Annotated in this window: 18 protein-coding genes and 1 tRNA gene; 11 read left to right on the top strand and 8 right to left on the bottom strand. The window is 62.0% G+C overall.

The window, feature by feature from the left end; genetic code table 11:
- Nucleotides 1-26: 26 nt before the first annotated feature.
- Together rsmD and R3C98_RS14010 are read left to right on the top strand one after the other, a co-directional pair.
- A complete protein-coding gene (gene rsmD, locus R3C98_RS14015; protein WP_371314688.1) occupies nt 27-596 on the top strand; it encodes a 16S rRNA (guanine(966)-N(2))-methyltransferase RsmD in 570 nt (189 codons plus the stop codon).
- Nucleotides 593-748, top strand: a complete 156-nt coding sequence (locus R3C98_RS14010) for a hypothetical protein (RefSeq protein ID WP_371314687.1) — start codon at nt 593-595, stop codon at nt 746-748. Before rsmD ends, R3C98_RS14010 begins: the two co-directional genes overlap by 4 nt.
- Nucleotides 749-761: 13 nt before the next feature.
- Here R3C98_RS14010 and R3C98_RS14005 read toward each other — a convergent pair whose 3' ends face one another.
- Nucleotides 762-1,766 carry a patatin-like phospholipase family protein gene (locus R3C98_RS14005; protein ID WP_371314686.1) on the bottom strand — a complete coding sequence of 335 codons (1,005 nt, stop codon included), beginning with the start codon at nt 1,764-1,766 and terminating at the stop codon, nt 762-764.
- A 73-nt stretch (nt 1,767-1,839) separates the two neighbouring features.
- On the opposite strand from R3C98_RS14005, the gene R3C98_RS14000 reads away from it, so the two are divergent.
- The 3 genes from R3C98_RS14000 to R3C98_RS13990 all read left to right on the top strand — a co-directional run bounded on the left by R3C98_RS14000 (nt 1,840) and on the right by R3C98_RS13990 (nt 4,401).
- Nucleotides 1,840-3,111: a class I SAM-dependent RNA methyltransferase gene (locus tag R3C98_RS14000; protein WP_371314685.1), complete on the top strand. Its 1,272-nt coding sequence runs from the start codon at nt 1,840-1,842 to the stop codon at nt 3,109-3,111.
- Complete coding sequence (locus R3C98_RS13995) at nt 3,108-3,548, top strand: NUDIX hydrolase (protein WP_371314684.1); 441 nt, start codon at nt 3,108-3,110, stop codon at nt 3,546-3,548. Before R3C98_RS14000 ends, R3C98_RS13995 begins: the two co-directional genes overlap by 4 nt.
- A gap of 67 nt (nt 3,549-3,615) precedes the next feature.
- The gene (locus R3C98_RS13990) at nt 3,616-4,401 is read left to right on the top strand and encodes an SDR family NAD(P)-dependent oxidoreductase (protein WP_371314683.1); all 786 of its coding nucleotides are present in this window, start codon (nt 3,616-3,618) and stop codon (nt 4,399-4,401) included.
- A 77-nt stretch (nt 4,402-4,478) separates the two neighbouring features.
- Here R3C98_RS13990 and R3C98_RS13985 read toward each other — a convergent pair whose 3' ends face one another.
- Entirely contained in the window at nt 4,479-4,793 is a 315-nt protein-coding gene (locus R3C98_RS13985) for a hypothetical protein (protein ID WP_371314682.1), read from the bottom strand.
- Nucleotides 4,794-5,209: 416 nt separating this feature from the next.
- Here R3C98_RS13985 and R3C98_RS13980 point away from each other — a divergent pair, with 416 nt between their 5' ends.
- Nucleotides 5,210-6,193 (top strand): NAD(P)H-dependent flavin oxidoreductase, encoded by a 984-nt coding sequence (locus R3C98_RS13980; protein ID WP_371314681.1) that lies wholly within the window; start codon nt 5,210-5,212, stop codon nt 6,191-6,193.
- A gap of 17 nt (nt 6,194-6,210) precedes the next feature.
- Here R3C98_RS13980 and R3C98_RS13975 read toward each other — a convergent pair whose 3' ends face one another.
- A complete protein-coding gene (locus R3C98_RS13975) occupies nt 6,211-7,200 on the bottom strand; it encodes a D-2-hydroxyacid dehydrogenase (RefSeq protein ID WP_371314680.1) in 990 nt (329 codons plus the stop codon).
- Here R3C98_RS13975 and R3C98_RS13970 point away from each other — a divergent pair.
- Entirely contained in the window at nt 7,180-7,584 is a 405-nt protein-coding gene (locus tag R3C98_RS13970) for a TIGR02301 family protein (protein WP_371314679.1), read from the top strand. The genes R3C98_RS13975 and R3C98_RS13970 overlap by 21 nt on opposite strands.
- Nucleotides 7,585-7,590: 6 nt before the next feature.
- Here the strand turns inward: R3C98_RS13970 and R3C98_RS13965 are convergent, their stop codons facing one another.
- Both R3C98_RS13965 and soxR read right to left on the bottom strand, forming a co-directional pair.
- On the bottom strand, nt 7,591-8,049 hold the full coding sequence (locus R3C98_RS13965; RefSeq protein WP_371314678.1) for a DUF123 domain-containing protein: 459 nt from the start codon (nt 8,047-8,049) through the stop codon (nt 7,591-7,593).
- Nucleotides 8,046-8,495, bottom strand: a complete 450-nt coding sequence (gene soxR / locus R3C98_RS13960; protein WP_371314677.1) for a redox-sensitive transcriptional activator SoxR — start codon at nt 8,493-8,495, stop codon at nt 8,046-8,048. Before soxR ends, R3C98_RS13965 begins: the two co-directional genes overlap by 4 nt.
- 100 nt (nt 8,496-8,595) lie before the next feature.
- Here soxR and R3C98_RS13955 point away from each other — a divergent pair, with 100 nt between their 5' ends.
- A complete protein-coding gene (locus R3C98_RS13955) occupies nt 8,596-8,979 on the top strand; it encodes a VOC family protein (RefSeq protein WP_371314676.1) in 384 nt (127 codons plus the stop codon).
- A gap of 161 nt (nt 8,980-9,140) precedes the next feature.
- On the opposite strand, the gene R3C98_RS13950 is transcribed toward R3C98_RS13955, so the two are convergent.
- Nucleotides 9,141-9,863, bottom strand: coding sequence for a VOC family protein (locus R3C98_RS13950; RefSeq protein WP_371314675.1), 723 nt, complete (start codon nt 9,861-9,863; stop codon nt 9,141-9,143).
- A gap of 144 nt (nt 9,864-10,007) precedes the next feature.
- Between R3C98_RS13950 and R3C98_RS13945 the strand changes: the two genes are divergently transcribed.
- The 3 genes from R3C98_RS13945 (at nt 10,008) to R3C98_RS13935 (ending at nt 12,312) form a co-directional block, all read left to right on the top strand.
- Complete coding sequence (locus R3C98_RS13945; protein WP_371314674.1) at nt 10,008-10,973, top strand: cation diffusion facilitator family transporter; 966 nt, start codon at nt 10,008-10,010, stop codon at nt 10,971-10,973.
- 108 nt (nt 10,974-11,081) lie between these two features.
- The gene (trxB, locus tag R3C98_RS13940; protein ID WP_371314673.1) at nt 11,082-12,050 is read left to right on the top strand and encodes a thioredoxin-disulfide reductase; all 969 of its coding nucleotides are present in this window, start codon (nt 11,082-11,084) and stop codon (nt 12,048-12,050) included.
- A gap of 185 nt (nt 12,051-12,235) precedes the next feature.
- Nucleotides 12,236-12,312, top strand: a tRNA-Met gene (locus R3C98_RS13935).
- A 13-nt stretch (nt 12,313-12,325) separates the two neighbouring features.
- On the opposite strand, the gene R3C98_RS13930 is transcribed toward R3C98_RS13935, so the two are convergent.
- Together R3C98_RS13930 and R3C98_RS13925 are read right to left on the bottom strand one after the other, a co-directional pair.
- Nucleotides 12,326-12,697, bottom strand: a complete 372-nt coding sequence (locus R3C98_RS13930; RefSeq protein ID WP_371314672.1) for a DUF983 domain-containing protein — start codon at nt 12,695-12,697, stop codon at nt 12,326-12,328.
- Nucleotides 12,698-12,800: 103 nt separating this feature from the next.
- Complete coding sequence (locus R3C98_RS13925; RefSeq protein ID WP_371314671.1) at nt 12,801-14,075, bottom strand: glycosyltransferase family 2 protein; 1,275 nt, start codon at nt 14,073-14,075, stop codon at nt 12,801-12,803.
- Nucleotides 14,076-14,126: the final 51 nt, after the last annotated feature.

Below are 14,126 nucleotides of genomic sequence, written 5' to 3'. Positions count from 1 at the left end.
AGGCGCGGTCGGAATACGGAGGGGCCATGCGCATCATTGCCGGACAGCACAAGGGGCGTGCGATTGCCGCGCCGAAGGGACAAGGCACACGGCCGACGGCGGACCGTGCGCGCGAAAGCGTGTTCAACATGCTGGCCCATGCCGCCTGGGCGCCGGAGATTGAAGGCGCGCGGGTGATTGACCTGTTTGCCGGGTCTGGCGCGCTGGGCCTCGAAGCCGTCAGCCGGGGCGCCGCCTTCTGCCTGTTCGTGGAAACCGACCACGCCGCGCGCGGCGCGATCCGCGACAATATCGAGACGCTGGGCCTCTATGGGAACACACGCATCCACCGCCGCTCAGCCACTGACCTTGGCGAGAAACCGGTGGGCGTCGGCAGCCCCTTCACCCTCGCCTTCCTCGATCCGCCTTACCACAAGGATCTCGTCGCCCCGGCGCTCGCCTGCCTGATTGAGGGCAAATGGCTGGCCGAAGACGCCATCGCCGTGGTGGAGACCGCCTCGGACGAACTGATCAACCCGGAAGGCTGGGAAACGCTCGACACACGCGACTATGGCGCGGCACGAGTGTGGTTTTTGAAGCAGGGGGCGGGCGCATGAACTTCTGGATCCGCATCGCCATTTATGAATTCGTGATGTTCGCGATCATTGGCCTGCTCTACCTCAAACTTGAAGACCAAGCCGTCCTGTTCCTGTTTGTCCCGGCGTTCCTGATTACCGGGTTCATGGTGCTCAGGGAAAAGCGGAAGTAATTCGACACGGCTTCTAGCCCTTCAGGAATTCTTCCCTGAGATCGCAGTTCGATGTCTTCGTGCCGACAAGGTCTGCATCGCCTGAGAGCCACGTCTCCGCCGCCGCCCGGCCCTTGTCGCGCAGGCTGGTGAGATAACGCCAACTGGTGTCGAACTTGGTGTGGAGGCTCTGGTCCACCAGGTCCTGCCCGCCGCGGATCGCGTGCACGTTCAGGCGGCGGTACTTCTTCAGCATCGGCGCCTTCAGCATGCCGTCATCCAGCAGGCGCTGGACGAAGGCGATGGCACGCAATTCACCGATCAGGGCGGCATTGAAGCTGATCTCGTTGACGCGTTCCTGGATCTCGCCTGCCCGTTTCGGTACCCCCGGCCGCTCGATCGGGTTCAGCGTGACGAGCAGCAGGTCCGTCGGTGCGCCGGCATAGATCAGCGGGAAGATGCTGGGATTGCCCATATAGCCGCCATCCCAATAGGCGTGGCCGTCGATCTCCACGGCCTGGAAGGTCTGCGGCAGGCAGGCGGAGGCGAGCACGGCATCGAGCGTTACCTCGTCGCCGGTGAACACTTTCACATGGCCCGACTCGACGTCCGTCGCGCTGAGGAACAGCTGCAGGCCGGAGGCACGGGCCGCGTCGAAATCAATCACTTCCTCCACCGCGTCGCGCAGCGGGTTCAGTTTCAGCGGGTTCAGGTCATAGGGGCTCGCCCAGCTCTGCAGCGCAGAGGCATAGGCGAAGGCGGCCGGGTTGTTGGCGCCATAGGCCCGTGCGTGCCGGCCGCTGTGGGAGATGGCCTCCCAGAGCGATTCCAGTGCCGCCCGGGCACCGTCGAGACCGCCTTTGCCATAGCCGCCCGCGAAGGCGACCGCGTTCATCGCACCCGCCGAGGTCGCTGTGATCGCGCGAATGTCGAATCGATTCTCTTCCGCCAGCCGGTCGAGAACGCCCCATGTGTAGGCGCCATGGGCACCGCCGCCCTGCAGGGCGAGGCTCAGAGGCTGTTGCGCCGGTTTCGCCATTCAAGCCTCCTGTTCGCGACCGTCCTTGGGTGCTAACCCGTGAATCGGGACAAAAACCAGTGGGGAACCCGGTATGCCTGCTATTCCAGATACGGATGCCCGCGGCGCCAGCACTGTGGTCATCGAACGCCTCGGATCGAAGGGTGACGGGCAAGTCCGGATCGACGGCGAGTGGGTGTCCGTTCCGCGCACCCTGCCGGGCGAGGAAGTGCGCATTGCGGTGAATGGCGATAAAGCAAGATTGCTGGAGATCGTGACGCCATCGCTAGACCGGCAGACCCCGGTTTGTCCGCATTATGCCAGCTGCGGCAGCTGCAGCCTGCAGCACCTGGCCGACGGGCCCTACCGGGCATTCAAGCAGTCTCTGGTGATCAACGCATTGAAGGCGCGCGGGCTGGAGCCGCACGTGGAAGACGTCTGGGTCACCCCGCCGGGCACACGGCGCCGCATCTCGCTGGCCGCTCGGCGCACAAAAGCGGGCGTGCACCTCGGCTTCCACTCCCGGCGCAGCCACGACATTGTGGACATCAACACTTGCCCGGTCGCCTCACCGGAGATCACGCGGAAGATCAGTGCCCTGAAGGAACTTGCCGCACCGCTGGCACCGTTGAAGGGCGAGATGGTGCTGAAGGTCACGAGCATGCCGAACGGGCTAGACCTGCATATCACCAACACGGCGACCTTTGCCGCCCCTCATGACGTGATGATGGCCGGAGCAAAGGCGCTGGCGGCCGGCTTTCTTCGCGTCTCCATCGGGGATGATGTGCCCCTGCAACAGACGACTCCGGAAATTCAGGTGGGCCGGGCTTTCCTGCGTCCACAGCCAGGCGGCTTTCTTCAGGCAAGCCCGGAAGCAGAAGCCTTCATGGCCAGCCTTGTACGCCAGCACCTGAAATACGCACTGGAAGTGGCAGACCTTTTCTCCGGCTGCGGAACATTTGCTTTGCGTCTGGCAGAAGAGTCACGCGTCCATGCTGCGGAAGGCGATGCCGAAGCCATAGAGGCACTGGAAGCCTCCGCACGGGCCGCTTCCGGCCTGAAACTAGTAACGGCAGAAGTGCGGGATCTGTTCCGCAATCCTGTTCCGTCTGCGGCGCTCTCCCGGTTCCAGGGCATTGTGCTGAACCCGCCACGGGCCGGTGCCGCCAAGCAGGTCGCGGAGATCGCCTATAGCGGTGTGCGGCGTATCGCTTACGTCTCCTGCGACCCCGGCACGCTGGCGCGCGACTTGCGCGTGCTGGTCGATGCCGGCTACCGCATCATGCTGGTGCAGCCGGTCGACCAGTTCCTCTGGTCCGCACATGTGGAGACGGTCGTCCTGCTGGAGCGAGGCACCGGCGCATGAGCGATCTGAAGCCTGTCCCGGCCGTCGGCACAGTCTGTTTTCGCGGTGATGATGTCGCCCTGATCCGCCGGGGGACGAAGCCGATGGCGGGCAGCTGGTCCCTGCCCGGCGGCAAGATCGAGTTCGGCGAGCGCGTGGGCGATGCCGCCTTGCGCGAACTGAAGGAAGAGACCGGTCTCACAGCCCGGCTTGTCGGCCTGGTGGATGTGGTGGACGGCATCTTCACCTCCCGCACCACGGGGGATGTGACCCGCCATTTCGTCCTGTTCGACTACGCCGCGGTGTGGGTTTCCGGTACGGTAATGGCGGGCGATGATGCGGCCCATGCCGAGTGGATCAGCCCGGCCCGCCTGGCAGAACTCGAGATCTGGGACGAAACCCGCCGCATCATCGATGCGGCCCGAACACTCGTTGCGGCCAGCCAATCAGCCTCTTGACCGGCCCCCGCGTCACCTCTCTTGTGTGACGCCAGACAAACAAACCAGAATCTTTCAGGAGGAAGTCATGACCTACGCCCCATTCGACCTTACAGGAAAGGTCTGCGTCGTAACCGGCGGCAACAAGGGGATCGGCCTCGGCATGGTCGAGGCGCTGGCCGCTTCGAACGCCGACATCGTCATCTGGGGCCGCAAGGAAGCCGACAATGACGCCGCCGTGAAAACGGCTGACGCCCTTGGCACCGGCAAGGTGAAAGCCTGGAAGGTAGACGTTGGCGAGGAAGCTGAAGTCGTCAAAGCGATGAAGGAAGCCGAAGAAGAGTTCGGCCGCATCGACACTTGCATCGCCAATGCCGGCGTTGGCCGCGGCGCCCCGAACTTCCACGAGATGACGCTGGAGACCTGGCGCTACAATCAGCGGATCAACTCTGAAGGCGCCTTCCTCACCCTTCGCGAGGCCGCGAAATCCATGGTGACCCGCGCGAAAGCCGGCGATCTCGGCGGCAGCCTGATCGGCACCGCATCGCTGGCGGCCCTCTCCGGCGCAGCGCGTAACCAGTCCTACGGCCACACCAAGGGCGGCCTGATCGCCATGATGAATGCAATCGCCGTGGAATATGGCCGCTACCAGATCCGGGCGAATTCGATCCTGCCAGGCTGGATCGCAACCGACATGACCGAAGGCGCACAGAGCACAGAAGCATTCCAGACCAAAGTGATCTCTCGCGTACCCATCCGCCGCTGGGGCGAACCGGAAGATTTTGGCGGCATCGCCGTTTACCTCGCCTCCGACGCCTCGAAATTCCACTCTGGCGATACGCTCCTGGTGGATGGTGGCTACCAGAAGTTCTGATCCTGAATTTCAGGATACAAATCAAAAGGGCCGCTCCCCATGGAGCGGCCCTATCTAATTCCGGAAAAGGTAACCGCTTATTGCGGGGCTTCTTCCGTCATCTCTTCGGCAGCAGCGTCTGCTGCGTCCTCGGCAGCGTCTGCAGCGTCGGCAGCAGCGCCTTCGGCTGCTTCCATGGCATCGCTGGCGGCTTCTTCTGCCGAATCGGCAGCTTCAGCAGCGGCATCTGCAGCTTCATCAGCTGCTTCAACGGCAGCATCAGCAGCATCGGCAGCCGACTCTTCGATAACCGTGGTTTCTTCGACAACCGGCGTATCTTCAGCCGGAGCTTCCGCCGGTGCGCAGGCTGCGAGAGCCAGGGCTGCAACGCCCAAAGTGATGATATTCTTCATGATATTACCCCTGATTATGGTCTTTCAACCGAATAGCGTCATAGCATCCGCCAAGCAAAACGGATAGCTCAATTCAGAAATCGGCAAGGCGTGCCTGCAAACTCCTCAATCAAGCCCCCTCTCCCGGAGCCCCCGGGAAAGGCCAGAAGTTGGGGGCAACCGGACCTGTTCCCGGGCTAGCCCGTCGGCCGGTTGCCGCGTCCTTCACGAAGTTGGACTGATCAATCGATCCGGTCCATCTGGTCTCCGCATGTGACGCCGGACCGGCGATTCTGCCAGTCCATCGTATATCCTGACGGCAGATCACGGCGGGAATACGGCAGAGACGCGGCGGGGTGGCGCCAACCCTATTGCGTTGACGTTGCGACGGGGCGGTAAGTACCTCTCATAACGCTTTAAAGAGAGGAAGCCCGAAAATGGCCCTGAAAACCCGCCTGACAGAGATGTTGAACATCCAGCACCCGATCATGCTCGCCGGCATGGGCGGAGTCTCCTATGCCGAAGTCTGCGCTGCGATGTGCAATGCGGGCGGCTATGGTGTGCTGGGCATGGCCGGAACCTCCCCGGATTTCATCGCCGGACAGATGAAGCGCGTGCGCGAATTGACCGACCGCCCATTCGGCGTCGACCTGCTTGCCGCCAGCCCGGAAAGCCTGGAAGAGTCCGTGGACGTAATCATCAATGGCGGAGCGGATTCCTTTGTCGCTGGCCTCGGCGTACCGATGCCGATCATGGAACGCCTGAAGAAGGCCGGCGTGAAAGTCATGGTTGTGGGTGGCGCGGTGAAGCACGCCATCAAGGCCGAGCAGGCTGGCTGCGACGCAGTCATCCTGCAGGGTGGTGAAGGCGGCGGGCATACCGGTCTCGTCGGCACGCTGCCACTGGTGGCGCAGGCCGTCGAAGCCGTGAAAATCCCGGTCATCGCCGCTGGCGGTATCTATGACGGACGCGGCCTCGCAGCTGCTCTCGCGCTCGGTGCGCAGGGCGTGTGGATGGGTACGCGCTTTATCGCCTCCGAAGAAGCGCATGCGGCCAACATGTACAAACAAGCTGTCGTTGGCGCAGGCGACACCGACACGACGCGTACACGCTGCTACTCCGGCAAGCCGATGCGCTGCCGCACCAACGACTACATCAATGACTGGGAAAGCCGTCCGCAGGACATCAAGCCCTTCCCGTTCCAGGCAATCCACTCAACGCAAACCGGCGTCATCGGCGGCATTGGTGGGATCACGGATGAAGCGAAACTGTCGATGGACGATTCCTGCTTCGCCATGGGCCAGTCGGCTGGTGGCGTGCATGAGGTGAAGCCGGTCGCCGCCATCGTGGCAGACATCATGCGCGATGCCGAAGCCTCGATCGATCGCATCGCAGGCCTGAAAGTCAAAGAAACCGCGTAAACGGATGAAATCGCCGCTCAGTCCTCGAAAGCCTTCCGGTCGACGAGGTTCCTGAGCGGCTCGCCGTTCAGGTAGCGGTGGAGATTGTCCACAAACGTCCCGTCAGCCCGCAGGATGGTTCCATTGGTCTGGGACGAATCGTGCGGCGTCAGCATGATTTTCGGATGGTGCCAGAGTGGACTTTCCGCCGGCAGCGGTTCAACGCCCGTCACGTCCAGCGCCGCATAGGCCGGGCAGCCCTTGTCCAGCGCATCGATCAACGCGTCCTCATTCACCAGCGCGCCCCGGCCGAGGTTCATGAACAGGGCGTCCGGCTTCATCTTCGAGAAAAACGCCGTTCCGGCCATGCCTTCGGTCTCCGCCGTGTGCGGCACGCAAAGCAGAACGACATCCGCGCCGGGCAACTCATCCGGCAAGACGGCGATTGGCAGGATTTCTTCAGCCCCCGGCGCGGGTCCGGGAGACCGGCGAAGGCCGGTGACATGGCCGCCAAGCGCGGTAACCCGCTTGCCCACCGCCTCACCAATAGAACCATAGCCAACAATCAGCCAGCGGCTGCCGGCAATCTCTCGCGCCTGAACCCGCTTCCATTCCGCCGCCTGTTGCTGAGCTCGATGCAAAGGGCCTTCCCGCAGGAAGTCCAGCGCAGCCCATAGCGCCCACTCGGCCATGGATTCGGCCTGGGTATGATTCGTCGTGTAGTGTTTCGACGCCTCGCCGATGGCTTTCAGCACCGCATTGTCGACGCCTGCTGCCGGAGACTGGAACCAGTCCAGGCGATCAGAGGCCAACACGGCTTTAATAAATGTCCCGGCTGCAGGCCCGTAAAAGCAGTCCAGGCTGCCGAAGACGATCTCGGGCTCCACCTTGTCGGTCACCACACGGCTACCCGCATGATAAAAGCGCCCCTCATCGGTCATAATGAGGACATCAAGTTTGTGTTCTACATCCTTGAGCCGAGGCTGGATGCGGGCAAAAGTCTTTTCATGAACAAGGCACGTTTTCATGTCGTCCTGCTTAGCGCCCTGATGGTCTGTGGCGCAAGCGCGGCGCAATCGGCTTTGCCGATGCGGGGGCCGGATTATTTCCGGGATGCCTCGGATCTGGCCGGTGCATTGGGCTCAGCGCATGCAATCCGGGTGCGCTGCAATGGCCGGGAAGACCAGTACTGGCGGCAGTACATGTCCGACATGTTGAGTTATGAGGCCCCGAATAAGGGCAACCTCCGCTCCAGCCTGGTGGAGCAGTTCAACCAGGGCTTCCAGGAAACCTCCCGCGATTACCTGAAGTGTGACAACCGCGCCGTGGAAGCCGAAGCCCGCTTCGCCCGTGAAGGGCAGGAAATCGCGGAACGCATGGCGATGCACTATTTCCCGAAGAAGCCGAACTAAACCCGCTCAGACGATTGTCAGCAGATGACTGCGACAGGATGAGCAATCGGTACTGCCGAAGCCCTCCAGCGCGATTGCGACGCTGTTCGATTCCATCAGCGCCTCAACCAGCTCGCATTCATTGCCATTCTCCACGATGAAAGCGGCGAGACGGCTTGCCTCCAGCGTCAGCCGATCGACGTGCCAGTGAACTTTCTTGTCTCTTCTGAAATGACGCCCGATACGAGCCGCAAACCCGCCCGCACCGTACGCGCTGCCAGCATAGAAATAGATTCCGGCTGGCAATTGTCCTGATTTGCTGCGGCCTGCCCCAACCGGCAACGGCCGGTCCAGACCGACCAGGAGGATATAGGCGCCTTTCCGGCTTGCCAGGGCGTTCGTGTTGCCGGGTGTGATCCATCGTCCCTCAAGCCGGGTTGCGGTGACAATCGCCTGCGCCGGCTCAAAGCACGCGCCGGGACTCACCCCACCTTCTCCGCTGTCACCACAAAGCGCGGTCCCGGGCCGGCAACATTGGCGCGGTCATCCGGATTATAGAGCTTGCAGGTCTTGAGGCTGAGACAGCCGCAGCCGATACAGCCGTCCAGCCGATTGCGCAGGCGCTCCACCATGGCGATGTGATCATCGAGGCGTTTGCGGAAGTGCTGGCTGATGCGCGTCCAATCTGCCTTTGTCGGCGTACGATTGTCCGGCAAATCGCTGAGGACCTCCCCGATCTCCTCGATGGTGAGGCCCATTTGCTGTGCGATCAGAATGAAAGAGAGACGCCGGATGTCTGCACGGGCGAACTCCCTCTGACCCGAGGGGCGCCGGTCCGGCTTCACCAAGCCACGCGATTCGTAGAAGCGGATCGCTGAAACCGACAGCCCGGTGCGCCGCGCGACATCCCCGATTGAGAGTCCCTGTTTCATGTCGGATTTCCCTGAAATTATTCCTTGACCTCAAGTTAGGTTGAGGAATTACAAACGTCAAATCGGAACTCGAAAGAACAAAAATTAAGGGAGTTAGAAAATGAAACCCGCCCTGTTTGAACATGTGAACGTGACGGTCTCCGACCCGAAGAAAACGGCTGCAACGCTGGTAGACCTGTTCGGCTGGCACGTACGTTGGGAAGGCCCGGCAAAGTATGATGGCTACACTGTTCACGTCGGCACGGAGGACGAATACATCGCGCTATACGCCCTGCCCAAGCAGGACCGTCTGGATGAGGAAAGTTATTACCGCACGGGCGCGGTGAACCATTTCGGCATCCTGGTCGATGATCTGGCCGCTGCCGAACAACGCATCCTGAAGGCCGGCCTGAAGACACACAGTCACCAGACATACGATCCCGGCAGCCGGTTCTATTTCCACGACCACGATAATATCGAATGGGAGGTGGTCAGCTATGCTTGAAGGCCTTGCACAGAGCTATCTTGAAGCGCTCTCACAGACGCTGCGCCCAGCGGACGACTATTACTGGGCCGGCCGGGAGGTACCGAAGCGTGGCGCAACCACAACCGAGCGCCCCCGAGCGCCATCAAGGTTGAAAAGCCGGTCCTGAGATGGGCGAGGTGCTACGCCTCTGCCAGCTTCAGCGCGATGCCCCCAATCGAGATGGACCTGCCTTCTACGGGCAGGTCCTTTTCTTCTGCGCGGGCCAGCACACCATCTGCACCCGGAAGTTCGAAACCAAACTCGATCATGCGGTCGGCTGGGCCTTCGGTAAAATACAGGACGGCATCGGCAAGGAACAGGCGGCGCTTGTCCGCCGTCAGGCCGAAGGCAAGCCCCCATTTCTGAGCCAGCGCATCCGGATCGGGCGTTTCCAGGACCGCATGCGTGAACCGCCCGGGAGCGGATCGCTCACGCCAGCCGGGACCGCCCCAGCGCCAGCTGCCGGCCGGGCGCGGCTCATCCACCGAAACAATGGCGCCGCCAATATCCGCCGGGTGAAGATGGCTGGCCGATATGTCCGGCAGGTCGATGTTCCAGACTCGCCGGATGCCCAGCCCGTCGACTCGGGTGCGCAAGGCGTCCATGTCATCCGTCTGGAAGATGGCCATGTAACCGCCCTCACCGCCACGATCGATGAACCGCCGCGCAGGTGCCTTGTCCTGCGTCGGCACCACGACCTCCAGGAACTGGTCTCCGATCGCGAACACGGCGTTCACCAGCCCGAATTCCGCGACACCTGGATCCGGAAATGGTTCCCCGAGGCCCAGAACGCTCTGCAGCGTGTCGGCAGTGTCGAGACTGTTGGCAGCGAGCACAAGCTGGCGCAGGCGCGGTGGGCTCATGGATTTCCTCCCCATCGTTTTTGTTATGTTTTCAGGCAACCTAGCACACATGACGTGACGACAGCGCGAAAAATCGAGCGCCGGGCAACGCTACGATATCACACTCGAATTGACGTTCCGCTGAAAGGATTCCACCTCAGGTCCATGAGTTGCAACCTGAACACCGACCCTGCCGACCACACCCACGATCACGGGCACGACCACGCGCATGGCCACGGTCACCACCACGGGCATGGGCATTCTCATGACCATGCCGACATGACGACGGCGGATTCACGCCGGCGGGTGGCGATCGCTGCGGTCCTGACGGCCGCGTTCATGATGGCGGAAGTGACGGGCGGGTTGATCTCAGGCTCTCTCGCCCTGCTCGCCGACGCCGCGCATATGCTGACCGACGCTGCATCGCTGATCCTCGCCTGGGTCGGCTACAAGCTGGCCGATCGTCCGGCGGACCCCAGCCGCTCCTACGGCTTCGGCCGTATGAAAGTGCTCGCCGCGTTTACAAACGGAATCGCGCTCGTCGCCCTGTCCTGCTGGATCGTCTGGGAAGCCATCCACCGCTTGCTGGACCCGGCCCCTGTGCTGGGGGGAATCATGTTGTGGATCGCCATTGGCGGCCTTGTCGTCAACGTGCTCGCCGCCTGGGTGCTGCATGGCGGCGACAAGCACGACCTGAACCTGCAAGGCGCGCTCTGGCACGTCATCGGAGACCTGCTCGGATCAGTCGCGGCCATCGCGGCGGCGATCATCATCCTCACGACCGGCTGGATACCGGCAGACCCCATCCTTTCGGTCCTGGTCGCCCTGCTCGTGCTCGTCGCCGGCATTCGGATCGCCCGCCAGTCCGGCCACATCCTGCTGGAAGGCACGCCCGAAGGCCTGTCGCCGGAGGACATAAGACAGGACCTGATGGAACATGTCGGCAATGTCGCCAGCGTCTCGCACATCCACGCCTGGGCCCTGACCGAGTCCAAGCCGCTCATCACGATGGAAGTCACCGCCGTTCCGGGCGCCTGTATCGAAACCCTGCGCCGGGACGTCAAAGCCCGCCTCGCGGATCGGTTCGAGGTCTCCCACGCCACCGTTGAGGTGGTTTCGAAGCCCTGCTGAGCTTTCCGTGCGGTGTCACATTGATATGAGCGGCCGGGACCTTTAAGCCTCGACCGACGCGCCCTATGTGCAAATGCCGATTCCAAATGGCACATCCGGAGTACCGACATGGCCGACACGAAACACGTTGAAATCCTGATCATCGGCTCCGGCCCGGCCGGCTGGACAGCCGCCGTGTACGGCGCCCGCGCCCTGCGGGATGTGCTTGTTGTCACCGGCATCCAGCCCGGCGGCCAGCTGACCATCACCACGGAAGTGGAGAACTATCCCGGCTTCACCGAGATTCAGGGTCCGGACCTGATGGTGAAGATGCAGGAACACGCCGAAGCGATGGGCGCGAAGGTCGAAAACGACCATATCGCCGAAGTCGACTTCGAATCCCGCCCATTCAAGGCCGTTGGCGAAAGCGGCACGGTCTACACCGCCGATTCGATCATCATCTGCACCGGCGCCCAGGCCAAATGGCTGGGCCTGCCGACCGAAGAGAAATTCAAGGGCTTTGGCGTCTCCGCCTGCGCGACCTGTGACGGCTTCTTCTATCGAGGCCGTGAAGTCATGGTCGTCGGTGGCGGCAACTCTGCCGTGGAAGAGGCGCTGTTCCTGACGAACTTCGCCTCCAAGGTCACCGTCGTGCACCGCCGTGACAGCTTCCGCGCCGAAAAGATCCTGCAGGAGCGCCTGCTGAAGAACCCGAAGGTCGAAGTGGTCTGGAACCATACGCTGGAAGAAGTTGTCGGCGACGAGAACCCGCTAGGCGTGACTGGCGCAAAGATCAAGGATGTGACCACCGGCGAAGTGAAACTCGTGCCCGTACACGGCGTCTTCATCGCCATCGGCCATGCCCCCTCGACCGAGCTGTTCCGGGGCAAGCTGAAGATGAAGGACAATGGCTACCTGATCACAAAGCCCGGCACGCCGCAGACCGACATCCCGGGCGTCTTCGCCGCCGGTGACGTGACTGACGAAACCTATCGTCAGGCTGTCACCGCAGCCGGCATGGGCTGCCAGGCTGCGCTGGACGCCGAGCGCTTCCTCTCCGAGCAGGAAGCCGCCGCGGAAACCGTGGCCGCCGAATAGTCAGGCGAGCCAATGCAGGCTTTACGCAGGGGCATGCGCGCGAGGAATTTCCCATCCTCGAGGCCGGCAGGCGGCGCGGCGCCGTTTCGGCGCAGTCATTAGGATAACCCGCTGCAATGAGGTGCAGATCGCCCGCTTGCAGGCTGGCTCGCCCGCGTGTATGAGGCCCCTTCGTTTCGGCGAACGGTTCGGTAGCTCAGCTGGTTAGAGCGCGCGACTCATAATCGCGAGGTCGGGAGTTCAAGTCTCCCCCGAACCACCATTTTCCCGCGGAACTACTCCTGGCTTGTGCCGACTTTCCCCATCGACCAGAGCACCGCAATCCAGCCGGCTTTGACACGTGGCAGGGCCAGCATGACAGCGCCCGTGACTGCGATAGCTGCGCCCGGCAGAGTGATCCAGAGCGGCAGGTTGGACATCGAAACAAAAAAGGTGACGGCCACCAGGAATGGGGCGAGCATCAACACAGTCAGCCAGGCCGGTCCATCTTCCGAAGGGACCTGCCCAAGCGGCGCGCCGCAGCAAGCACATGTATCCACCGGCTTCAGATAGGCCCGATAGAGCGCCCCCTGCCCGCAGGCGGGGCATTTCAGAGCGAGGCCACGGATTAGCGCGGTGCGGGAAGACGCAGTGGAAGTCTCAGGCATCGGTGATCCTTCGAGACTAACGAGCGAAGCCATGTCCGGTCCAGCCGGGAGGCGATGCGTCGCAGGCTTCGGCAGGCTCACCCAGCCTGTCCCGTCCGGGGCATCAGTGTGCGCTGCTTGCCTTGTTTCCAGAAAAAGTCTTGCCCCGCGAAGACGTTCGTTCCTGCCCGTAAAACTTGTGCCACGCCTTGGTGACGAGCAGCTGACAACCCCGGAAAGGGCCGACGAGCCGAACATAAAGACGCAGGAGTCCCACTGCTTTGGAATAGCTCTTTTCAGATACCGCCACCTTCATAAGGTAGGGAAGCAGGTCTGCGATGCAGGCAATGGCATTGCGCTGTTCCGCAAGCCCGGCGAAAGCATCGCGTAGCTCATCAAGGATTTCAGGTTTTTCCAGAAGCTCGTCGAGGCCGTAGCGGCACCCCAGCATCCGCCCCAAGATCAAACGGTCCATGTCGCTGAGCGGCGCATCAGGTGCTTCCTTCACAGCGTCCCGCACAGCAGCCAACGCCATTGGCCAGAGCTTCTTGCGTGCCGCAATGGTTGCATTCTGGAACAGGGCCTGGCGGCGTTCCCGCGGATCGCTTATCGTTGCGCCCGGCCGTCCGACGAGCTCTCCCAGCGAAAGGTCGGGCAAAAGTTTACGTAGCAATTCGGTATCGGCCTCGCACCAGCGGGCATTCCGGGATTCGGCGGCATAGCGGATTTCTGCCGGGCCGCGCGGACCATCATGCTGGCGCTGCAGGAGCGTGACCCCGTCAACCCGTACGGCGCTCCATCTGCGGGAAAGAAGCAGCAGGACTGCATAGTCCTCCGACACAACATTTTTTTCCGGCAAGGGAAATATTTCTTCATAGGAGGATCGGCGTACCAGCATGCAGGGCTGGCCCGTAATGTAACAATCCTCCATGATCCTGACGAAGAAAGAGCGGCCATCCTCCGGCGGGTATGGATGGGTCATCTCATTGTGGTGCTCGCCGGTAACCGGATCTTCCCTGAACTTTTGCAGGGCACCATAACTTATTGCCGTCGACGGATCGGCGATGAACGGGGCGACAAGGCGGGCAAGCGCATCCGGCGGCGCAAGGTCATCGTCATCCATGATCCAGACGAGATCCCCTTTAACCTCGCGCAGGCCAGTATTTATGGCGCTGTTCTTGCCACCGTTTTCCTGGCGCACGTAGCGCACCCGGCCTGCAAAAGCCGAGACAACAGCTTCGGTCTCGTCCGTTGATCCATCATCGACCACCAGGATTTCGGCGATCGGATAGGTCTGTTGAAACAGGGATTCAATACTGTCGGCGATCAGGTGCGCGCGATTAAACGTCGGAAGAATAACCGACACTGTTGGCGCAGGAGTTTTTTGATGATCGGTCAAGACGTGTCTCTTGCTGTGAATAATTGCCAGCCGTACAAGGCAAGAAATATG

Source organism: Hyphomonas sp. (genome assembly GCF_041398465.1).
Classification (GTDB): Bacteria; Pseudomonadota; Alphaproteobacteria; order Caulobacterales; family Hyphomonadaceae; genus Hyphomonas.
Note: the sequence above shows the minus strand (reverse complement) of the source record. Positions and strands in the feature narration are given on the sequence as shown.